Source organism: Paenibacillus sp. Dod16, assembly GCF_049893405.1.
In the GTDB taxonomy this organism is placed as follows: domain Bacteria; phylum Bacillota; class Bacilli; order Paenibacillales; family Paenibacillaceae; genus Paenibacillus_AQ.
Genome location: NZ_JBNDYG010000034.1, coordinates 139,727 through 161,832, shown reverse-complemented (window position 1 = coordinate 161,832; position 22,106 = coordinate 139,727). Strand labels below are relative to the sequence as shown.

General features: G+C 48.1%; 21 protein-coding genes and 3 pseudogenes. 4 read left to right on the top strand and 20 right to left on the bottom strand.

Features of this window, described 5'->3' with window-relative positions:
* Nucleotides 1-715 precede the first annotated feature (715 nt).
* From ACPV3A_RS23895 to ACPV3A_RS23850, 10 genes are all read right to left on the bottom strand, one after another.
* A complete protein-coding gene (locus ACPV3A_RS23895) occupies nucleotides 716-1,189 on the bottom strand; it encodes an HIT family protein (RefSeq protein ID WP_113059803.1) in 474 nt (157 codons plus the stop codon).
* A 148-nt stretch (nucleotides 1,190-1,337) separates the two neighbouring features.
* The gene (locus ACPV3A_RS23890) at nucleotides 1,338-1,814 is read right to left on the bottom strand and encodes a GNAT family N-acetyltransferase (RefSeq protein ID WP_220685148.1); all 477 of its coding nucleotides are present in this window, start codon (nucleotides 1,812-1,814) and stop codon (nucleotides 1,338-1,340) included.
* 65 nt (nucleotides 1,815-1,879) lie between these two features.
* On the bottom strand, nucleotides 1,880-2,473 hold the full coding sequence (locus tag ACPV3A_RS23885) for a GNAT family N-acetyltransferase (RefSeq protein ID WP_426201622.1): 594 nt from the start codon (nucleotides 2,471-2,473) through the stop codon (nucleotides 1,880-1,882).
* Between the two features lie 7 nt (nucleotides 2,474-2,480).
* On the bottom strand, nucleotides 2,481-3,092 hold the full coding sequence (locus ACPV3A_RS23880) for a TetR/AcrR family transcriptional regulator (protein ID WP_426201620.1): 612 nt from the start codon (nucleotides 3,090-3,092) through the stop codon (nucleotides 2,481-2,483).
* A 388-nt stretch (nucleotides 3,093-3,480) separates the two neighbouring features.
* Nucleotides 3,481-5,355 carry a cache domain-containing sensor histidine kinase gene (locus tag ACPV3A_RS23875; protein ID WP_426201618.1) on the bottom strand — a complete coding sequence of 625 codons (1,875 nt, stop codon included), beginning with the start codon at nucleotides 5,353-5,355 and terminating at the stop codon, nucleotides 3,481-3,483.
* Nucleotides 5,348-6,988, bottom strand: a complete 1,641-nt coding sequence (locus ACPV3A_RS23870; RefSeq protein ID WP_426201616.1) for a response regulator — start codon at nucleotides 6,986-6,988, stop codon at nucleotides 5,348-5,350. Before ACPV3A_RS23870 ends, ACPV3A_RS23875 begins: the two co-directional genes overlap by 8 nt.
* Nucleotides 6,989-7,013: 25 nt before the next feature.
* Nucleotides 7,014-8,270 (bottom strand): FAD-dependent oxidoreductase, encoded by a 1,257-nt coding sequence (locus tag ACPV3A_RS23865; protein WP_113059797.1) that lies wholly within the window; start codon nucleotides 8,268-8,270, stop codon nucleotides 7,014-7,016.
* Between the two features lie 66 nt (nucleotides 8,271-8,336).
* On the bottom strand, nucleotides 8,337-9,851 hold the full coding sequence (locus tag ACPV3A_RS23860) for an extracellular solute-binding protein (RefSeq protein ID WP_426201614.1): 1,515 nt from the start codon (nucleotides 9,849-9,851) through the stop codon (nucleotides 8,337-8,339).
* A 156-nt stretch (nucleotides 9,852-10,007) separates the two neighbouring features.
* Nucleotides 10,008-10,883 carry a carbohydrate ABC transporter permease gene (locus ACPV3A_RS23855; RefSeq protein WP_113059795.1) on the bottom strand — a complete coding sequence of 292 codons (876 nt, stop codon included), beginning with the start codon at nucleotides 10,881-10,883 and terminating at the stop codon, nucleotides 10,008-10,010.
* A gap of 13 nt (nucleotides 10,884-10,896) precedes the next feature.
* A complete protein-coding gene (locus ACPV3A_RS23850; RefSeq protein WP_194542867.1) occupies nucleotides 10,897-11,844 on the bottom strand; it encodes an ABC transporter permease in 948 nt (315 codons plus the stop codon).
* A 173-nt stretch (nucleotides 11,845-12,017) separates the two neighbouring features.
* Between ACPV3A_RS23850 and ACPV3A_RS23845 the strand changes: the two are divergent.
* The 3 genes and pseudogenes from ACPV3A_RS23845 to ACPV3A_RS23835 all read left to right on the top strand — a co-directional run.
* A pseudogene (locus tag ACPV3A_RS23845) lies at nucleotides 12,018-12,272 on the top strand (helix-turn-helix domain-containing protein); the annotation flags it as partial.
* Nucleotides 12,227-12,772: pseudogene (locus tag ACPV3A_RS23840) on the top strand (IS3 family transposase); the annotation flags it as partial. The pseudogenes ACPV3A_RS23845 and ACPV3A_RS23840, both read left to right, overlap by 46 nt.
* Nucleotides 12,717-13,286 (top strand): MBL fold metallo-hydrolase, encoded by a 570-nt coding sequence (locus ACPV3A_RS23835; protein WP_426201611.1) that lies wholly within the window; start codon nucleotides 12,717-12,719, stop codon nucleotides 13,284-13,286. The pseudogene ACPV3A_RS23840 and the gene ACPV3A_RS23835, both read left to right, overlap by 56 nt.
* Here the strand turns inward: ACPV3A_RS23835 and rarD are convergent.
* The 6 genes from rarD to ACPV3A_RS23805 form a co-directional block, all read right to left on the bottom strand.
* Nucleotides 13,268-14,125, bottom strand: a complete 858-nt coding sequence (gene rarD / locus ACPV3A_RS23830; protein WP_426201609.1) for an EamA family transporter RarD — start codon at nucleotides 14,123-14,125, stop codon at nucleotides 13,268-13,270. The genes ACPV3A_RS23835 and rarD overlap by 19 nt on opposite strands.
* Before the next feature lie 211 nt (nucleotides 14,126-14,336).
* A complete protein-coding gene (gene sigJ / locus ACPV3A_RS23825) occupies nucleotides 14,337-15,191 on the bottom strand; it encodes an RNA polymerase sigma factor SigJ (RefSeq protein WP_194542871.1) in 855 nt (284 codons plus the stop codon).
* Between the two features lie 82 nt (nucleotides 15,192-15,273).
* Complete coding sequence (locus ACPV3A_RS23820; protein ID WP_339293923.1) at nucleotides 15,274-16,098, bottom strand: SDR family oxidoreductase; 825 nt, start codon at nucleotides 16,096-16,098, stop codon at nucleotides 15,274-15,276.
* Between the two features lie 93 nt (nucleotides 16,099-16,191).
* A complete protein-coding gene (locus ACPV3A_RS23815) occupies nucleotides 16,192-16,812 on the bottom strand; it encodes an FMN-dependent NADH-azoreductase (RefSeq protein WP_113059788.1) in 621 nt (206 codons plus the stop codon).
* 338 nt (nucleotides 16,813-17,150) lie between these two features.
* Nucleotides 17,151-17,795, bottom strand: a complete 645-nt coding sequence (locus ACPV3A_RS23810) for a LysE family translocator (protein ID WP_113059787.1) — start codon at nucleotides 17,793-17,795, stop codon at nucleotides 17,151-17,153.
* A 57-nt stretch (nucleotides 17,796-17,852) separates the two neighbouring features.
* The gene (locus ACPV3A_RS23805) at nucleotides 17,853-18,185 is read right to left on the bottom strand and encodes an antibiotic biosynthesis monooxygenase family protein (RefSeq protein WP_113059786.1); all 333 of its coding nucleotides are present in this window, start codon (nucleotides 18,183-18,185) and stop codon (nucleotides 17,853-17,855) included.
* 114 nt (nucleotides 18,186-18,299) lie between these two features.
* On the opposite strand from ACPV3A_RS23805, the gene ACPV3A_RS23800 reads away from it, so the two are divergent.
* Nucleotides 18,300-19,181, top strand: a complete 882-nt coding sequence (locus tag ACPV3A_RS23800; protein WP_426201606.1) for a LysR family transcriptional regulator — start codon at nucleotides 18,300-18,302, stop codon at nucleotides 19,179-19,181.
* 5 nt (nucleotides 19,182-19,186) lie between these two features.
* Here the strand turns inward: ACPV3A_RS23800 and ACPV3A_RS23795 are convergent, their stop codons facing one another.
* From ACPV3A_RS23795 to ACPV3A_RS23780, 4 genes and pseudogenes are all read right to left on the bottom strand, one after another.
* Entirely contained in the window at nucleotides 19,187-19,462 is a 276-nt protein-coding gene (locus ACPV3A_RS23795) for a hypothetical protein (protein ID WP_426201604.1), read from the bottom strand.
* A pseudogene (locus ACPV3A_RS23790) lies at nucleotides 19,447-19,539 on the bottom strand (sugar ABC transporter permease); the annotation flags it as partial. The gene ACPV3A_RS23795 and the pseudogene ACPV3A_RS23790, both read right to left, overlap by 16 nt.
* 744 nt (nucleotides 19,540-20,283) lie before the next feature.
* Nucleotides 20,284-20,652 carry a DoxX family protein gene (locus ACPV3A_RS23785; protein WP_194542876.1) on the bottom strand — a complete coding sequence of 123 codons (369 nt, stop codon included), beginning with the start codon at nucleotides 20,650-20,652 and terminating at the stop codon, nucleotides 20,284-20,286.
* Nucleotides 20,653-20,948: 296 nt separating this feature from the next.
* A complete protein-coding gene (locus tag ACPV3A_RS23780; RefSeq protein ID WP_199341199.1) occupies nucleotides 20,949-21,815 on the bottom strand; it encodes a helix-turn-helix domain-containing protein in 867 nt (288 codons plus the stop codon).
* Between the last annotated feature and the right edge of the window lie 291 nt (nucleotides 21,816-22,106).

The following is a 22,106-nucleotide window of genomic DNA, read 5'->3' as shown; positions in this document are numbered from 1 at the left end:
ACTTCTCTTTTTGATTTTGTGATCAAATTCGATTTCTTCAAAAAAAAGAAAAAGTGAATGGAGTGCACATGTATTGGATCTCACAACTTCTCCGACAGGGCCGGCCGCGATGCGGTTAGTCGGAGCGGATGCGTCCGCCTAATCCTGCTCCACTACCTATCTCCTTTTATTTTTAATGATAAATGATATGAAAATCTCTATCGCTTGCTCGGCATTGAACATATAGTTCTAAAATGGTGCCTTTTGTTAAAACAATTGGGTAGTTTTTTTACCATTTCCTTTTCTTTCTATTTCCAAATAGGGCTAGCTTCATCAAATAGGCTCCGTCTTTTTTGATAAAAGGAATGGTTGCAATACCTAATACGACGATATATATAAATGCAATCGTAAAACAAGTTGAGGTAATTTTAGAGTATTGGAACAAACTCGGAGTATCCGTAAAGTAGCAAATCAATTTCAAGATAGATATGTTCAAGGCTATGGAGACCAAAGCCACAAACCCTGAGAGTGTACGTTTTCCCTCATTTTCAAGTTTTTGGGCACGAAATATCATCGACCAGAATAAGGATGTCCATATATAATACAGAATAACAATCAAAAACCAAATAAACCATAAAAATGCTAAGATTAACAATAGTATGTTTCCCAACTCCCTTCGGTGAAATCGTTGACAGGTTCATCTCCTACTAGGGTTATCATCCGCTACTCCTAGACCTTAAGTGTTTTCCTTTATCCAAGAACGCAACTTATCTGCATAGAAAGAGCGTTCATCTGGATCGGACTGAGAACCCATTGTCAGATAAAGTTGATCATTCTCATATCTAGGGTAAACATGGAGATGATAATGCCACACGTCTTGATTGCCAGCAGGTTCATTATGTTGCCGCGTAGATATTCCATCACATCCATATGTACTTTTCATTGCAAATGCTGTAAGCTGAGCCGCGCGGTGAATTTCCACAGCGTAATCCATAGGAAGTTCAAAGATGTTCTCGAAATGTTGATTAGGAACAACAAGAACATGCCCTTTATTGTTTGGCCACCATTTGCTCGCGATAAATGCCGTTACCTTTTCATTCTGATAGATGATTTCCCTTTGTTTTGTTCCCTGATTAGGTCGCTCGATACCCCAAATACGACAAAATGGACATTCGTATCCTTCGGGCTTATGTGAAAATGATGCTGTCATCTTTGTCACTCAACTCCTTTCATTTTTCTCCAAACAGCTATTAGACGCAGGCAGCTTCTGTCCGTTGCGTTATTGTTAGCAAAACGCGGCTTCCGATCCATCCGGCAGCCGCGTTATAGTTATTTATCATGCTAAGGTCACCCGTCCGTTAGTTCAACCTAAACTCCATTTTTCTACTCTTCGTTGTCATTCCAAATGATGTATAAAACGAACATGCAGAAGCATTGTTCTCCGATACCCCTAATTCAATACTATCGACTTTCAGGCTTCCTCCGAAATCAATAACATATTGCATAAGTCTCTTTCCCACGCCCTTATTTCTATACGTTTCGGAAACACACAAACTATTTACATATAATAGCTTTCTCGCATTTACAAATGAATTTTCCGTTATGTCTTCTTCCTTCGTCACTACTAGTCCGATTATCTCTAAGCCTATGGTAGCAACAAAAATATGCTGTTTGTGATCAATTAGCTGGCTTAAGAAAAATTCCTTCCCGACTGGAGTTGAGTTTTCTTTATACAAATCGGGTCTTTCAAAAACGTGGAGATCATGAACCTGCCTAAACAAAGGTAACAAAGACTCGTAGTCATCTTGGTGAGCGTTTCGGATAGATATATCCATATTTCTGGCCTCCAATATTTTAACATATTATATCATGATTTATTTTCGGCTTTTTCTAATCTGCATTATTTCGAATATTTCAATGATATAAGGTAGTTGATCCCGATCTTCTTTGCCCTTTTCATAGGTATTTGCCTGCGTTTATATTCTTCAAAACCTAATTTAGAATAGAGTTTCATGGCTGGGATATTGGTATCAGCAACTTCTTCAATCAAGTAAGCCTCATAAGGTGTATCCTCAAGGATATGACAAATCATTTGAGAAGCAATACCTTGCCCCCTGAATTCGGCAGCTGTTCCTACGAATTCGATTGAACCTACACCAGGTGAAGGATTAACAAAGGGAGTTTCAAATTCTTTTTTCAGGAAAATACCAGCTAAACTTCCTTTATAAATGCCTAAATGTTTGCGAAGCTCCTTTGTATCAAGTTTAACCGAGAGTGAAGTTCCATCCGTGCAAGAAGCCATCCCGATCACTTGTCCCTTGTATAAAGCCACATAAAATTGATCCAGAGCGAACATATGAGCGAACGCTGCAGCAATCTTCTTAGGATCCTTGGAGAAAAACCCTAGCCATTGTGTGAATCCCTCTGCGAATATTTCAGATATCCCTCGCCTCACATCAAACTCGGCCTGATCAGCTTTAACCACGTTAATCATGGTTTGGTCACTCCCTTTCCTTAAATAGAAATGCGGTGAGGATAGATGGAGAGGGCATGGTAAAGTTGCTCTTTAGTAATACTTTCATCTGAGCCAATCCCTGAATTGACGCATAAAAAAGAGCTGCCATTTCCTGCGCATCACCCGAGTGAAATTCTCCGCGCTCTTGCCCCTTTCGAATGAGCTGTGCCGTAGAATCAAGCAGCCTGGCATTTACCAGGAGGATCTCTTCATAATGTTTCGAGGCTGTGGCGGCTCCAGCTAATAGAGATTGATTAATAAGGATCAGTAGATGGGTTAGTTCCTCCCCGCTGATCATGTCCGTGTAGACTTCGTCGACAAACTGTGCCATCAACTTTTTAGGGGATTGGTCGGATTCAAAGAATGTAATATTGCGTTTCAATCCTGCAACCGCGTAAGCAACCAACTCGTTAAATAACTGATCCTTGTTTTTGTAATGACGATACAGCAGCCCAATGCTAATGCCAGCTGTATCCGCAATATCTTGAACATTCGTCGAGCCAAAACCTTGATTAACAAATAACTGCATCGCGGCTGAATGGATTTTTTCCCTAGTAACATTGCGCATTTCTTCAAACTGTTCCTTGCTGCGTGGCAAACAGTTCCCCCCTTTTTTTAATGAATGAAATTTCACTCATTATATAATATTGAGAGCGAAACAACAACATTCAACTCCAAATTAGCGAAATCAACTTTTACTTATCTATCCGGTAACCGGCCTTTACGGCAATCGGGACAAGAACTTATACCGATAAAACAAAAAAGCCGCTAAAATAGCGACTTTCAAAAGGACCATGTTTATGTACACCGACATCACAATTAGTCCATATTGAGCCGAACATAATAAAAATCAGTCCAAAAATTAATACGGAATGGCTCCGAACCAGCTTTCTACATCTCTACTAGTATCAATCTCGTAAGTCATTTTCATAGCGACTTCATGATTCAGCCTCTTTTTAGCCTGGGATACTTTGTGCAGCTAAACTTCATGAATTCCGGGAGGTCGCAAGCTCTGCTTTCATCCGGACGGTGACGGAGGTACCTACACAGAGCTTCGACGAGACGCTCAGGCCATACCCCTCGCCAGAGTACAGCTTGATCCGCTCGTTCACGTTAAACAAGCCGTAGGAGCTTCCGTTGCCCGAATGATCGCCAGAGCCGACTCGCTCCTCCGTCAGCAGACGGCGGGACAGCTCCTCGTCCATGCCGATGCCGTTATCCGAAATCACGAAAACGATGTCACCTTGATCCAACTCCACAGTAATATTGATAAGTCCCTTCCGGTCCTTCGCCTTACGTATGCCGTGCAGCAATGCGTTCTCGACAATCGGCTGCAAAATAAGCTTAGGCATACAATATGCTTCCAACTCATCCCCCGCTGCCACTTTGAAGTCGAACGAGCCGAAGAAGCGGCTCTGCTGAATTTCGAGATATACCTCTGCCAGCCTTAGCTCGTCCGTCACGCTTACGATGGTATTGCCTTTATTGAGACTCAGGCGGAAATACTTCGCGAGACTGTCAATCATCATGCTGATGTCGGTCGCGCCCTTACCGATGGCGATCCAGTTGATCGTATCCAGCGTATTGTAAAGGAAGTGTGGGTTGATCTGCGCCTGCAGCGCCGACAGTTGGGCTTCCCGTTCGCGAATCTCGGCTGTGTAGTTTTCTTCGACGAGCGTACGCACACGCAGGATCAGGTGGTCGACGCTTCGCTCCAGCATATGGAAGTCACCATTAACCGCCGGTAACTCATGTAGACCGTCAATCGCATCCTTGCCCTCCTTGCCTTCCTTCCGGATGACAGTGATCACGTGGTTGACGCGCCGATTCATTCCCCTCACGATAATCGCCAGAAGGACAAACGGAAGGATCAGGAACAACGCGACATATTCGATCAGCGAGCGCCACTCTGACCGCTTTGTCAGTCGCTGCGTAGCCGGCGACAGCTGGGATTCCGTTCCCTGGGCGACAAGCTTCCAGCCCGTCGGGTCAAGCGTCGTATACAACACATCGCTTTGTACATTGTTCAGCAGAAGCGACTCTGTTCCTTCCGCCCCCTCKTTCAGCGCATCCAGCATGTGAGGTTCAACCGCCGTGCCGATAAGCGCCGCATCAGGGTGATAAACGATTGCGCCATCCTCAGCAACAAGGTATACCGCTGTGCCCGGGGCGAACTGCAGCTCAGATAGAATAGTGGAGAGGATGTCTTGACGGACGTCGATCATGAGCACACCGGACACTTTGTCATAATCATCGGGATCCCGCAGCATACGCGCAGCAGATAATATCGTCTCATTGGGCGCACCGAGATACGACTCCTCATAAACGCCCGTCCATACGATTCCGCCGTTTCCATCGATGATGGAATGAAACCACGGTCTAACCATCAAGCTATCCAGCGTGAAGAAATTGATTCTCTCTTCCGCATACAGCTTAGATTTGTCCACGAACACCCGAACATGGAACACGTCAGCATTAGACTGTACGGTCTCGACCAAATACCTCAAATCCTCAATCACCTTGATCTGTGTACCGATGGACTGATCATCCGAATTAATCGATAAGTACGAATGCAGGTTTGCGTTCATGAAAGCGGCGTCGCTTATATCCTCGATGCGCTCCAGCCGGTAGGAGAGATTGCTCCCGGCCTGCTTAAGCGCTTGCTGCATCGTCCGGATGACCTCGCCCCTCAGAATATCCGCAGAACGCGCGTAATAGCCATACAAGAAAATGCCCGCCGGAAGCACAATGAGCAGCAGATACGCGATTAACCAAGAACGGGGGATCGAGAAACGGCGAATCGCCGCTGGCTGGCACAGCGGCGAAAGCAGGCCTGTTACAACGTTCCAGGCTCTACGCATGAGAATCCCGGTACGCGCTAGGTGTAACACCCGTCACCTTTTTGAAAAGCTTTGTGAAGTAACTGGGGTCGGTATATCCGATCGCGTAGCAAATATCATAGAACTTGTACTGCGGATCGCGCAGCAGATTCTTCGCTTTGTCCACTCGCACCTGGGTTAAATATTCGCCGACGGTTTGTCCCGTCTCTTGCTTAAACAGGAGACTGACGTACGTGGAAGACAAATAGACCGCCTTGCCGATATCGGCCACGGTAAGCCCGCCGTTAGCGTAGTTCTGATCGATATACCCGCGTACTCGCTCAATGACGTTTGCCACCTTGCCAGTCCGCTTCTCCCGGATGTGTTCGCTGACAGTCGCCAGATACGATTCGATCAGCCCCCGCAAATCCTTTAACGTCTCCTTCGCGTACAACGCCTCCGTTAGCTCTGCTTCCATGGTTTCCAGATCGGGGTCCCCCGCGCCAAGCTCCATGAGCAGCTGTCCAATCCCAAGCACCAGCTGCATGCACAGATTGCGGCCGTACTTCAGGCCGTCCGGGCGGGTGTAGGACAAGCTGGAAAAAATCATCTCCACGGCTTCGCTAATCTTGTCCTCATCGTCCGCCTTAAGTGCGGAGATCAGCTTCTCGTTAAGCTCAAAATCGTATCTGCGCATGGCGCCGTCCTCCGGCACCGCCCCCTCCAGACTGTCCATTGTGATGATACGGTTTTTGCCGAGGTACCACTTGTAATCGGCCGCTTCGCGGGCTTGCTTGTAAGCTGGCGCCAGTCCGGATAAGCCGCCTGCCAGATCGCTAATGCCGATCGTCACGCCGATCTTGAGCCAGCGCTCCAGATTGGAGCGAAGATCGCCGGCCAGTGCAAACAATGCCTCCGCCGCTTCGGTTGCTGAATCGCCGCCGGGCTCCGATCCCTGCAGCACGCCTACAAATTCGCCGGTACGATGCTCGAAGGCATACCCTCGCATATGCGTATCCAGCAGCTCCTCGTAGACGTTCAGCACCGAATACCACAGCAGCTGGCGGTCGCGCTCGGAACGGCTGGCCATCACATCGGCAAGATCATCCACGGAGACAACCATCACCCAATAGGAAGCGTCCACGGGCAAGTTCAGTCCCAGAAACGACACCCGCTCCGCCAATTCCGACTTCGGCGCACCCTCACTGATCATGGAGAGCAGGAACTTCTCACGCAGGAGCGGCATACCTTCCTTTAGTTTAACAAGCAGCTCCTGCTTATGAATCCGTTCGGAGCTCTCCGCGTCCAGATCGGTAACGACGCGTTCAATGACCGTACTCAGCTCCTGCAAATTAACCGGCTTGAATATATAGTCGACCGCGCTGACCTTCATCGCCGACTTGAGATAATCGGCGTCGTCGTGCCCGCTGACGAATATGATCTTAATGGAAGGATATTCGGCCGAGATACACTGCGACATTGTAATGCCGTCCATGGTCGGCATCCGGACATCCGTCAGTATAAGATCGGGCTGATCGCGGGTGATCATCTCGAGAGCCACGTCTCCGTCATCCGCTTCGCCCGCCACTTCAATTCCGTAAGCAGCCCAATCGAAATAAGTGCGCAGGCCCGCCCGGACCGCCGGTTCGTCATCCACGATAAGCAATCGATACATCGCCCGCCATCTCCCTTCTCCTAATTTATCGGCCTAACAGTCTAGCGTCTTGATTGGCAAGCTCGGCTTGCACCTTGTCGATGTCTACTTCGCGAACGGACACGCCGTCTTCGAGGGAGATCGCGGCCGCTATGCCCGCCGCTTGACCCAGCGCGTAACAAGTCGCTTGGACGCGCATCGAGGACATGGCGACATGCGTTGCGGAGATCGATCTGCCCGCAACGAGCAGGTTATCGATATCGCCTACAGGCACCATCGTGCGATACGGTATATCGTAGCCGTCGACGCGGCGCTCGTCGGTTGTCTTGCCCGCGTCCGGGCTATGAATATCGATCTCGTAATTTGTCTGGGCGACCACATCCGGGAAACGCGTACCGCTTACAACATCTTGTTCGGTCAACGTGTATAACCCTTCGATTTGATTGGTCTCCCTAACACCTGTCTGCGGAGCGATGTGTGCGATGGCGTATGTCTCGAAGCCCGTTCTCTGCAAATAATGCGCAATGGAGAACACCTGCTTAAGCGCTTCGGTCTCCGCGTAATTGACTTGCTCCATATCGGCTCCGTTCGCCTTGACGCGCGACATGTTAATCAGCAACACGCCGTCGTCGCGCTGCTTCCAATATAACCTGCGCCCCTGCGGCAGGTCGGATACCTCCTCGTAATAATAACAGCCTTCCGGAAGTATCTTCTCTACTGGCTTTCCCGTATCCTGCATCGTAAACATAAGTGTCATCGGCTGCGTGAGTCCATCAGACTCGCGGCCCGAGCGGTAAGGCACACCCGCGTCGATGGCTACTCGCGCGTCGCCCGTGCAATCGATGATGACATCACCTTCTATCGCTCTTAGGCCTTCGCGCGTCGAGACGATAACCGCACCGATCCCGCTGCCGCTGCGTATCGTGCCAACGAATTCACAATGGAAGTAGACCGATACGCCTTCCTTTTTCATTTTGTCATTCAAGTATTGGCGTAGCAAAAATGGCGAATATTGCGGCGCGATCGATTCGTCGTGGCCGGCGGGCAGATAGTCGGCCAGCATCTCCTTGACGATCTCGCGGTAGATGCCGGTCACATTGCCGACAGGCATAAACACGCTTACGTTGGCAAGCGTCCCCATCCCGCCGAGCTGAGCGGACTTCTCCAGCAAGATCACTTGTTTGCCGCGTCTGGCCGCGCCAATGGCAGCGGCTGTCCCCGCAGGTCCGCCTCCGATGACGACGACGTCCGCCTTGGTATGGGTTTTCACGTGACGTTCGAACGAATACACTGCATTATTCATAGTGATCTCTCCCTTAGATAGAAGAAGCGGTATGCGCAAAAAAGGATCACGCCGCTTATCCTATTTTTATTTAGTCGTTGCGTACCAGTCATTAATTTCCTTTGAAGCCGCTTCCCCGCCCGCTGACATAAATTTGGATTGAAAGTCGGCAAGGCCGTCGATGGACTCCGCGCCGGCAATCAGTTTGACCGTGTAGTCGCCAACCATTGTGCTCAATTGCTGATTCGTCTTCGAATATTGCTGCATGTACGGAGCAAGACCGAGAACGTTTTTGATTTTCACTTCGGCAGGCTGCTCGTTGTTGAGGAAGTTAAACGCTTCGAACATAACCGGGTTTTTGCGAACGCGCGCTTGCCAGTATTGCGGATAGTTTTCTTCATCCGTGCCCGCCATGTAGTTATTAGCCAGGTTGCGCTCGTCGGTGAAGATCGGCTGGATTGGCTCGTATGCTCCGTCTACTATTTGATAATGCATGCCTTCCACGCCGATCGCCATATTTATGAACGTTTCCGGCTCCAGGCTTCCATTGATCCATTTGATCGCATCTTCCGGATGCGTTGATGCTTTCGGGATGAACGTCAGACGGTCAAATCCGGCGTTTGCCGCGAAGCCGGCTTCACCGTTAGGGCCCTTAAGCGCCGGCACGAAAGCGAATTTGGCCTCCGGCTTGGTCTTCGCAAGCGAATCCGAGATGGCCGGAATGTCCGCCCAGTGAACGACAATGGCGCCGGCCACGCCGCTTGCGAATTTCTCCTTCGCCGTAGCGTCCTTGTTGGCTACGAATTCTCGGTCGATCAATCCTTTCTCATACAGGTTGCCTACGTAAGAGACATAATCCTTAAATGCCGGGTCCATGACACGCGGCACGAGCTTGCCGTCTACGTCGTTCCATGTGTTGGCGATGCCGAACGCGCCTACGAGGTTGTCAATCATCGATTGGTCGCCCTTGATCGTAAGCGGCACATTGCGGTCGCCGTTGCCGCCTGGGTCCTTCTCCTTGAACTGCGTTAGAACGTTCGTCAGCTCTTCGGTCGTCGTCGGCATGGACAGACCCAGCTTGTCGAGCCAATCCGTACGGATGAGAATGGAGCTGTTGATATCGTACGTCACGGTTACCGGGAGTGCATATAGCTTGCCATTTACCTTAAGCGCTTCCAATGATTCCGGCTTTATAGCCGCCTTAATATTTGGGCCGAATTCGTCGATGAGCGGCGTCAGGTCGACGAGCGCACCCTTCTGCGCATAATCCGAATACAAGGCCATGTCGTTATAGGAAGTGACGATGTCATACGCTTCGCCGGAGGACATGATCAGGTTCAGCTTCTCCGCCCACTTGTCTTGAGGCAGCATATCGTATTGCACTTTGTAGCCCGTTTTTTCTTCGAGCAGCTTGGCTACCGGGTATGCATTGTATTCTTCGTTCTGCCATACGTTCAGTCGCTTTAAGACTGGCTTCTCCGCATCCGGTTTGGTCGTCGCTTCGTTGCCCGTGTTCGTTCCGTTGCCGGAACAAGCAGCCATCGTCATAACCAGAAGCGCAGACATGGCCATGACAGTCATAAGTTTCAATGCTTTTTTCATAATGAGACCCTCCTGCAATTAGTATAATCTATATCATTAATTTCCCCACAACGTCCCGATGACGGGGCGATACTCCGGTACCTGAAGTCATGCCATGACGTGCATCGCATTGCGGGTAAAGTTAATGCCTTCGGAAGCTGCCTTACATGGCCGCAATCAACCTTTAACGGAACCGATGAGCACGCCTTTGATAAAATATTTCTGCAGGAACGGATATACGAGCAGAATCGGGATCGTGGATGCGATGACCGTTGCTGACCGGACGCCTTCCGCGGGCACGTTCATCAGATCGTCGGCCGTCTTATCAAGCGCCGAAGATGTATCGGCGTTCATGACGATGTCCTGCAGGTACAATTGCAACGGCTTCAGCGACGAGCTGTTGATGTACAGCATCGGGTTGAAGTAGTCGTTCCAATAATAAACGGCATAAAACAGACCAATCGTCGCAAGCACGGGACCGCTTAGCGGCAAAATGATACGGAACAGAACCGTCAAATTGCTCGCGCCTTCGATCTTGGCGGATTCCTCCAGGCTGGCCGGCAAGCTCTCGAAATAACTCTTGATGACCAGCATGTTGAATACGCTGATGAGCGCCGGCAAAATGAGTGAGCCTAAATGGTTAATGAGGCCCAGCTCGCGGATGAGCAGATAGTTGGGGATGATTCCCCCGTTAAACATCATCGTGAAGATGAACAAAATGATAATGATGCCCATGCCGGGAAGCTCGCGCTTCGACAACGGGTAAGCGGTCAGCGCCGTAATGAGCAGCGACGCGAGGGTACCGATAACCGTAATCAGCACCGATATCCACAGCGAGTTTAGAAACTGGCTGTTCGTGACAACGAATTTCATCGTGTCGAGCTGAAACCCGACAGGGAAAATTCCGACCTGGCCCGACAGGATGGCCCACTCCTCGCTGATCGACTTGGAAAATACGTTTACAAACGGAAGCAGTGTAATAAGCCCCATCGCAATAAGCACAACGTAGATAGAGCCATCCAGCATAACATCTTTGACGGTTTTCCTATACATGGTCGTTCCTCCTTTACCAGATGCTGCGATTCAGGAATTTGCGGCTGAGCATGTTGCCGATGACGATTAGCAGGAATCCGACCGCTGAATTGAATAGGCCAACCGCCGTACTGAAGCTGTAATCCTGCTGGCCGAGTCCCATCCGGTACACATAGGTGCCGATGACGTCCCCGGTCTCGTACACGAGCGGATTATACATGGTCAAAATCTGTTCCGTCCCCGCCTCCAGCAGGCTGCCAATCCGCAGGATGAACATCAACACGATGGTAGGCAGCATGCCCGGCAGCGAGATCGACCACATCTGTCTGATACGCCCCGCTCCGTCAATGGCTGCGGCTTCGTATTGCTCCTGTTCGATGCCCGCGATCGCGGCGATAAATACGATAGCGTTCCAGCCGATTTCCTTCCACCCCGCCGTGAAGACAACCAAGCTGCGGAACAGGCTGTTGTCAGTAAAAAACGAGATCGGCTCTCCACCGAACGAACGGATGATTTCGTTCACGATGCCGCCGCTTGGTGACAGGATGTTGAGGAACAACCCCGAAATAATGACCCAGGAAAGAAAATGCGGCAAATAAATGATCGTCTGGATTGCCCGCTTGAAGAACATGCGCCGTACTTCATTGAGCATAAGCGCGATGACGATCGGAATCGGGAATAAAATCGTTATTTTGTACAAGCTGATTAGCAGCGTATTAACTAGCACTTGCAGGAATTCATCCGATTGCAGCAACCTTTCGAACTGCGCCATCCCTACCCACTCGCTGCCGGATATGCCGCCGAAGATGTTGAAATCCTGGAAGGCAATGATGATCCCGTACATCGGCGTGTATTTGAACAATAACAAAAACATCAGACCCGGTATAAGCAGCAAATACATATCCAAGTTGCCTCTAATCAGCTTCCAACGCCGTCGGCCGGCGTCTAGGAGGGTTCCTTCTCCTCCGCTGCGTTTGTTCACGATCTCCACCTACTTTTCTCTGTCTTGTCTCTTATTGTAGGGAAGGCGGCCCAGAGGGAGTAGAGGTCGATCCTTTTATTTCTGGTCTTTTCCGACACAGTTTGGGAATGGACCAGGGACTTTAGCGGGCACCGGCAGCTTCGCGTGTCACTTATGAGACGAAGTTAGAGGCGGTACGCCTTCACCTAGTGGAAGGGTGTACCTATCGCAAGATCATGGAGCGGTTTGGGATTGCTGACAGACATCGTCTAAAAGTATGGATGAAGAAGTATAAGGAACTGGGCGAGTTTGGACTTGTGGATCAGCGGGGGCGACGTAAGGAATATATCGACCAGAACAGATACGTACAAGCGCTCGAACGGGAGATCAAAATATTAAAAAAGTGCTTGGAAATCTGGATGCAGAAGACGAAACGTATAGATATCTAACGATAGAGAAGGCTGCCAAAGACTACCCGGTCAGCACACTCTGTAAGATCTTTGGTGTCTCCAGAAGTGGCTACTACGCTTTTTTAAAGCGAAAGAAACTAGATCGCGATCGAGAAGATAGAGCGCTCGTGATGAAGGTTTATAAGCACTACAATGGTGTTTACGGTTACCGCCAGCTCCAGTTGTTCTTGCTGCAAGACCATGGGGTCTGGATGAATCATATGAAAGTGCTTCGGCTCATGCAGGTGTTAGGTATACGCTCTCGTATTCGACGGAAGCATCGTTGTAACTACGTTTTTTCTACTGAAGGACGCGTAGCTAAAAATTTATTGAAACGGGATTTCCAAGCAGAGGCGCCCAACCAGAAATGGGTTACCGATATCACGCAATACCGTGTAGGGGAATTCTGGCTGTATCTGTCCGCCATAAAAGATTTGTTCAATAATGAAATTATTGCCTACCAAACAAGTTATCGAAATGACAATGAGCTGGTACTCCAAACGTTCCAACAGTTGGGACCATCGGGAGGTTGTCTTGATCGACGCCGGTATTCCCTACCGGCTGCCCGTTTTTCAAGAAGTAATGGCTCAAGCCGGGATCCCCTTGGACAAACTCAAAAAAATCATTTTAACCCACCATGACTTGGATCATATCGGAGGGTTGACGGAGCTTCTGAACGCCATACCGCACAAAATCGACATACTTGCCACCGAAGAGGAAAAACCTTATATCCAGGGAGAGAACCGCTGCCGTATTGATCCCGATCTTATCCGCTCCCGCCCGCAGAATCCGCTCCAATCAGCTTTTCGAATTACAAAATCGTCAAACATCGCAAAAACTAGTATTAAACTAACGGCAAAACAGAAACAGCGGCAGCTTTGGACGAGAAAATTAAGTCCTAAAACTGCCGCTGTTTTATGGGGCTATCGTTGCACGTTAGCTAAATTCAATATAGGTATGGCCGCAAAAAAGTTGTTGAGCTCAAGTATGCCAGATTACACCTCAAACGGATAACGGCCATTTCCGTCGCATTGAACGGAAATGGCCTGGAAGCCGATGAGTAAAACCGGCGAGACCGATTCCTTGAACACGAATATGCTCAGTAACAGCATGATCGTCGGCCCGATGTACTGTACGAAGCCAAGCGTGGACAGCGTCATCCGGGCGGCCGCCCGCGCAAAGAAGAGCAGCGGCAGTGCCGTAACCACGCCGGAGAGAAGCAGCTCGACGAACATAGGCGCAGGCAGCGTCCATGCCGTCGTCTTTCCCACGACGGCCAAATAGATCCAGTAGCCGAGCGCGACGGGCAGGACTACTGCCGTCTCTGACAACAAGCCCACAGAAGCGTCTTGCGCGATCTTCTTCTTCGCGAGACCGTACAAGCCAAACGACACGGCCAGCGAAATAGCGACCCACGGGAACCGACCGTAGTCGATGGCGATGATGAGCACCGCGGCACCAGCGATGGCAATCGCTAACCATTGGCCGCGGTTTGGCTTCTCACGAAGAAAAACGACCGCTAATAGTACGTTGAGCAACGGGTTCAAATAATAGCCGAGACTTGTCTCGACAACATGGCCGTTGTTGACCGCCCAGATGAAGATGAGCCAATTAGCAGCGATCAGTAGTCCGCTGGCGGCAAGCGACATCAAGAGCGAACGACTAGCCGCAATCCTCTTTATGTCACCCCACCGGCGCTGGAGGGCGACGAGAATACCCATGAAGACGAATGACCAGACAACCCGATGTGATAGAATTTCGCCTGCCGGCACATCGTCAAACAACTTCCAATAAAGCGGGAGAACTCCCCACATGATATACGCGATAATAGCGTTAACCAACCCACTGTTCATAAATAGTTCCCCTCTTCTCACTCCGATGCCTTATCGAATTATACGCCTCGATCCTCGCTTAAGTAAAGGAAATAATGGGCCAGCTTGCAGGCATTCACGCTCTTGTCCGGCTGCCGTTGTATTAGCTATAGTCCTCCCGTTAGCTTAGTTAAGCCGCATAGAGTGCGACTTTCAAGGATTGTTATATTATCTCCGCAGACACAGCTACCGGCTAAACATGCGTAAGCTTATCCGGGTTTCTAACGACATAGATTCTCTCAAACTTTCCACGTCGGTGTTGTAAAAATATAACGGCTGCTGTTCTGCCCTCAGCGCGTAGTACGATACCTGTCTCACCGTTCAAAGGGCTAAACTCGGCGTGTACGCTGCCCTGAGACTTTAGCGCATGGAGCGCCCCGGCTAAGATTAGGGCCACTTGATCGCGAGTCTGTATTGGAGAAGTAGCCGCGACTACCTTTCCACCTCCGTCGGTAACGAGGATGACATCTTCACTCAGTAGGGACAGTACGTGATCGACGTTCCCTTGCTCAAGGGATGTGAGGAATCGGCTAACCCAATCCAAATCGACTGCTTCGGCGGCGACCTGCTCTTCCTCGGATATTCCCAACTTGCTTCTTGCCCGGCTCACCAGCATACGGCAATTCGTTACTCGCTTGCCGAGTAGTTCGGCTATTTCGGGATATTCGAATCCAAGTGCCTCACGCAAGACGAACGCCGCCCGTTCCGTCGGAGTCAACCGCTCAAGCAATACTAGCATGGCGTACGATAGCATATCGCGACGGACGACCTTATCGACCATATCCTCCTCCGGTGTCCGAATCGGTTCGGGAAGCCAGGGGCCGACGTACACTTCCCTCTTTCTCCGAGCCGACTTCTGCAGATCAAGACAGCGATTGGTTACCATTTTGCACAAATACGCTCTCGGCTCCTTCAATCGCTCGGGCTGAATGTCGCACGCCTTAAAAAACACATCCTGCACCGCATCCTCAGCATCTGCTGTAGAACCTGTCAATTGATACGCCAGCGTGAACAGAAGCGCTTTATATTGATCAAACAATTCCTCCATACACATTCTCACCTTTTCCGGATTGCAAATAATAATGCCCGCTTCCCATGCAACATTGCTGAATTTTCTCGCAGGCTCACCATTACAGGAAAGCTTCGGAGTGATCGGTCACCCACTGTTGGAAGGTGCGAGGTGCCCGGCCGGTTACTTCTTCCATTGTAGGAAGCACTTTAGAGAATCGTTGACCTTGTTTAGACAGATCAAAGAGAGCTTCCACCATTTCCGGAGGCATATGTCGAAGTAACTGTTCACGTGCGAGATCGTCTGTGATCGATTCAAACCCGATTTCTCGCCCCAAAACCTCGCCAAGTATTCGCATTTGTTGCCGACGAGTTAGCGATTCTGGTCCGGTTAACGTATACACCTTCCCTTCATGTCCGTCAGTGCTTAGCGCTTTTGCGGCGACGGCAGCAGTGTCCCGCGAATCGATCACTGGAATGCTGAGGTCGCCAAACGGTACCCGGACAACCCCCTCGGACCTGATCGAATCTGTCCATCGGAGCGTATCGGTCATGAAGCCGCTCGGCCGCAGGATTGTCCAGGATGCGCCCGATTCCCGGACTGCCTGCTCGGCATTTAAGTGAAGTCGCGCAATGGCATTTTGTACCCCAACTTCAACGGTTGCCGCTGAGAGCAATACGATATGCCGAACCCCGGACTGCCGGGCGATCCGCGGGAATTTAAAGTCGGCGGCTAGCGGTAACATCCAAAATACTTTTTCCACGCCGTCAAATGCGGATAAAAGTGACTCCGGCTTCGTTAGATCTCCGGCCACCCCCTCAACTCCTACAGGAAAATTCGCCTTCTCGGGATCACGGCTGACCGCCCGCACCCTATAACCGTCCTGGTGCAGCAACCGCACCACTTCACGGCCTACAGAGCCTGTGGCACCTGTAACTAAGATCATATATATTTCTCATCCTTTGCTATTCTTTGTAGGTTAGGTCGATAGATCACTATACCGCCTGAGATGGCGGTATAGTGTGATGCTTGTAGTGCATTAAAATCCAGATGCTACTTTTGCTGCTTCAGTCAATCCGGTTTCAATGATTTGCTGGGCGCGGTCTTGGAATTGATTGTGGCCTTCTACGACAACCGTTTCAATCGTTGTGATTCCCCAAAAACCGAGCATGCTTTTTACGTAATTAACCGACATCTCCTTTTCAGCCAGCGGGCCTTCAGAGTAAACGCTGCCACGTGCGTTAAGGAGCACCACTTTCTTTTCACTTTGCAATCCTACCGGACCTTGTGCTGTGTACTTGAATGTTTTCCGCGGTTGGCTAAGATAAGACAGGTAGGTGAGCAATTGAGCCGGAATCGTAAAATTCCAAAGCGGGAACGCGATTACGACTTTATCTGCTGCGATAAATTGATCTGTGTAGCGATTAGCGATTTGGACTGCTTTTTGTTCCTCGGCCGTTAGTTCACCGCCGCTGGCAAGCTTGATAATGCCCGAAAACATTTCGCCATTGTAATAAGGCAGCTCCACTTCGAATAGGTCCAATTCCGTAATATTGTCGCCCGGGTTTTTCGCCCGGTAAGCATTTACGAAAGCGTCGTAGAGCTTTATGCTGACGGATTGATCACGATCATTAGCTTTAATGAATAGTACATCTGCCATTTATATTCCCTCCTGGTTTTTCTGGAGAATTTTCCTGCTCTTGAAATTGGGATGATGACAGTATCAAGGTAAGAGATGCTAGCTCTCTCCGAAATCAACTCATGTCAAACCGCTCATTCTTCCTCAACTCCCTGTTCCGTTATGCACATATAACGATGCAGGGCTCTGATTTGTAACATCGAGATCGAATCACTTATGAGCAATCTCGACGTTTATGACTGCAAATTCTTGTCTCCATTTCGGGGCTCAAATAAGCGACAGACGTGGATTCAGCTAGACTAACAGTCATCGAATAATCTGTAATTGAGCGGGATTTTGCTATTTTTTTCTGCCACCTTCTACTTATTCATTTTACCTTCTAGTGCTAGCCATGTACCTAATCCAAGCAGTGTAACTCCACTTATTGTTTGCTGCCACCAAAGAGCAACTTTGTTTCTGGATAAAAAATTACCGAACAAACTTGCAATGAGTGCTACTGAAATATCAACCGTTAGTCCAATAATGCCTAATATTATGCCTAAAATGATAAATTGACTATTTATATTAGAAGTATCCGGATTTATAAATTGTGGAATGAATGTTAAGAAGAATAAAGCCACTTTAGGATTAAAAATATCCGTTAACGCTCCTTCCCAAAATGCTTTATATATACTAACTCTTATATTATTTGATGTAACATGAATTCCCTCTCTATTTCTCAGCGTTTGAATGCCCAAATAGAGTAAATAAATTGCACCCATGTACTTAATTATTAAGAAGGCCCAAACTGATGTCATTAATATCGCTGAGAGGCCAAGAACCGCTAAAAGGATATGTACTAACGTTCCCATTTGAATACCAATTGCTGTTGCAATCCCATGCCTGCGCCCCTGTGAAATACTCCGGCTGATAACAAATGCCATATCTGGACCCGGGGTGATACAAACTATAAATGCCGCTAATATAAATGCAGGCAAAAGAGAATAGTCTAGAAAATCAAACAAATTCGCACATCCTTTAAAAAGTTAATTAAATACTTAGCCAATGTAATTATACGAGAGTCAAATATTCATATAGTCGTCTCTTTCGACCTTACTCACCCGCAAGCCGAACCTTGCATACCACTCGCTCTTTCCTTTGTCTTGAGCCACCCTGTGCAGGGAGTTCTCCTTCCATGCCTTGATCGCCTCGAGCGATTCCCAATAAGAGACAGTAATCCCAACTCCATCCGTACCCCGAACGCTTTCGACTCCAAGAAAACCCGGCTGCTTCGAAGCCAGATCGACCATTTTATCTCCCATCTTCCCGTACCCTCTGTTCTCGCCTTCGGACATTTCTGAAGTGAAAATGACCGCATAATACGGCGGTGCCGGTGTCTTTGCAATAGCTCCCATCCTTGTTCCCCCTTATCATGAATTCAATTTGAATTATATCGAGCCTCTTACAATAAATAAAATGAATGTTTAAAATGGTTATAATGATTATTTCTCATGACAGGAGTGCTCAACATGACCTTGGCGAAATACGAAATTCTCGGGAAAGTGGTCGAGACCGGGAATCTGACCAGAGCGGCGGAGCAGCTGAACTTAACCCAGTCGGCGGTGAGCCGTGCCCTCATTAGTCTGGAGCAGGAATTGGGTATCAAAATCCTCGCCCGGGGCCGGTCAGGCGTCCGGCTGTCCCATGATGGAGAACGGCTTTGGGAATATATGAAGGAAATGCTTCATTTACAGAAAAAAATGCTGCAGGAAGCGGATCAGATCAAGGGGCTGATGAGTGGTACCGTTACGATCGGCACGTTTACGAGCATATTTCATTGGCTGCCGGATATTCTTAACCGTTTTCAGCAGAAGTACCCATTAATAGAAATCAGGCTGCTTGACGGGCATTATCATGATATCGAGCGCTGGATCGCCGATGGGACTGCAGATTTTGGATTCGTGAATATGCCTTGTTCACATGGACTGGAAACCACAATGCTCATAAGGGATCAGCTGATGTGCATCTTACCGGCTGGTCATGAATACAGCATGAAATCAGCGATATCGCTGGAGGATATTGTGGATGAACCGTTTATTATGCCCGCTAAAGGATGCGATACAGTTGTGAGAGCATGGTTTGACGGACAACGCGCGGTTCCCCGCGTACGGTTCGAGATTGAGGACGATCACGCCATTATGGCGATCGTGCGAAGCGGACTCGGCGTCAGCATCCTGCCGGAGACGATCCTTGCCTCGGCTCCTTCAGGTCTGGTCGCCCGTCCGCTATCCCCGGAAGCTTCGAGGTCGATTGCTTTAGCATCAGTTTCCTTTAAGAAATGTTCCCCCGCGGCAGCGAAGGCGATATCTTGTATTGTGGAGATGATGGGGGCGCATTCCGCGTCTTACTAGTAAAGTCAAAAAGACCGTTCGCTGTGATCCCAGGTTAGGGATGTCATGGCCTTATAATATTCGTTGTTCTCAAGCGCTTCCTTAATGTGGGGGTTTGCTCTTCGATCAGGTTGTACTGCGTGATGATCACCCCCTGTTGTCCGAACCTCAGCAAGTCCGGCTGCGAGAAACGGTCTACCCATGGAATAAGCCTTGTACAAGTCCGGATCGTCGCTCGGCGTAAGTGAGATTTGTCGATTTTTGGCCGAGCCGGTGGCCTGTTGTAGGTATTTTTGAACCATGCGCTCTTTACCTCGTTCAAGGCTAACGCCAGCAGAATCAGGATCGGAAAACCGACGATCAATTGATAGAACGAAATAATACAAAAAAGCCGCTAAAATAGCGACTTTCAATGGAACTATGAAGCTGATTCTCTCCTCGAAGCCTTCTGCCATATAATACCAAAATGGTGCCTTTCGTTAGATCGACCGGGTAGCTTTTTACCATTTTCTTTTCGTCCTATTTCCAAATAGGGCCAGCTTCAGCAAATAGGTACCGTCTCTTTTGATAAAAGGAATGGTTGCAATTCCTACTACAACGATATAAATAAATGCCGCCGTAAAACAAGCTGAGGTAATTTCAGAGTATTTGAACAATCTCGGAGTATCCGTAAAGTAGCATATGATCTTCAAGATAAATATGTTCGGGGCTGTGGAGACCATGAAGACAAAACCTGAGTGAGTACGTCTCCCCTCATTTTCAAGTTTTTGGGCACGAAATATCAACGACCGCACTTCTGTATGAATATTAACGGCTTCTATGGTCTTTTTCAAATTCATAATTATCCTTAGTTTCTTTCAAAATTATCCATCCTACTAATCTTTTTTCGCTATACTGCCCTAATCTCTTGTCGTTTCACTAAAGCAAAAAGCGATAAGAAATAATACCTCATCGCTTTATTAGTATAATCTCGTGTAAACAAAACCCACCAACTATGGTGGGTTTAATGCTTGGTTCATTGCAATATCAGCCTCATAGATGCCAGCGAATGCGCTCTCCCGCCACTACCGTCTTCACTACCACAAAACTCTTTTTCAGAAGCTTACAATATGGGATGATGATTTTATACAAAGGAAAGCAAAAGATTGTCTGCATTCAACATGGTTAATATGATGATGAACACAAGAAACACAACGGGTGTCACCGTTTTGCCGAACTGATCTTTAACCCTTATATGCGCAAGGACCGCTACCAACATCGTAATTCCAAGCCAAATCCCGGCCCATGCGACCGCCCCCTCAACCCAGTAGCCGATGATAAGCACGATGGCACCTACTAACTGGACTAATCCGGCGACGATACGAAACCACTGAGGCAGTCTAAGCGTGTTGAAAATATCGATCCAATATTTTGCGCCTATGACTTTTGCAAAGCCTGAAAAGAGGTAGTACAGGATCAATAAACTTTGAAGTACAATCGAAAATATGGTCATGAGGTACCCTCCCTTTATTTTACCGGTCTATCAACAGCTTTTTGAGCTGTCCGACCATGTTCACCAACCATAAACCACTCCTTTAACTCCCGAAAAAAGGGATCAAAAATGTTCTCATACGATCAACTCCTGAATTGTTTTGTGTGATACAATTTGACCACCTGTTGAAAGTATAGAGGAATTGCGGATTGCGGGATTGTAAGATTCGAACATCTTTTTGTACATAATTGCCATCTTGTAACTCGTAGAAAAAGAAAAAAACCACAACGAATTGTGGTTAATGATCCTTAAACTATTCAAGTTGACATGTATTCTCTTGGAGAAAACCCTGTAATTCGCTTAAAATGACGATTCAGATGGCTTTGGTCGGTAAATCCGAGCATCACTGCAACCTCTCCTACTGTAAATTCACGGCTCTTGATTAACGTCTTAGCTTTATCAATCCTTAAGTGTAAGAAGTATTGATAAGGACTTAGTCCCGTCGTTTGTTTAAACATTCGAATCAAATGTGTCTGACTTAAATTGACCAGTTTAGCCAATTCTTCAAGCGAAATATCCCGATCAAAATGGACATTCATATACTCAATGGCTCTTGCCAGCTGTTGTTCCGATAATTTTCTCGAAACATAAAGCTGCTTATGAGGGGAAGTTTTATTCATCTCCAACAGGTGAAGGGCCATCAGATTGGATAATGATTCGACGTATAACTTCCCTCTTGCTCCGTTGTTAGTGATTTCATCTTCTAACCATTGACTTAATTGAAATAGTTTCGAATCATATAAAGATATTTTGTTTGTTAATTCATCTTGACCTACAAATTCCAAGTCAGCTTGAGTTGCCACTTGATGAACCAATGAAGGAGACAGCATAATACAACTAAAAGAAGCCTCCACTTTCTCCAACCTAAAGTATTCTAAATTGCCTGGTATGAATAAAGCGGTCTCACCCACTCTCGCCACTCTCTCGTTGTCACGCCCTTCGAAACGAGACACCGCCTTAATTGGTTCTGGGGTTGAATTTACGGTAATCAAATAATAAGGCATGGATTCAACGTAGCTTTCCTGAGGGGCAACTTTATTCCACTTAACGTATTGAATGTGTTTCCATTCCAGATGATGGCTATTTAATACCGGCATGCCATCTATCATATAACTTACCGTCATGTCGATTCCCCTTCTCAATGGCTCAGCCAATCCAGGATTTACTACAATTATAACCCATTGCTGAAAAGTTGAGTACTCGATTTCCTATCATGACTTTGGGACTAACATTGGAGTTGTTCAATGGATATTCGCAGCTTTATGCCGGCGTTGGGAAGATTTGTGCCGCTCCTGGTTTTAGATCGGCAGCCACTTCGTAAGTTGCAGATGATATCCCTTAGTATGGTCCCCTGATAGGGTTACTCGATAGCTGCACCCGTTCCCCGGTATTCTACAGGTTCTAGGCGCATTCCA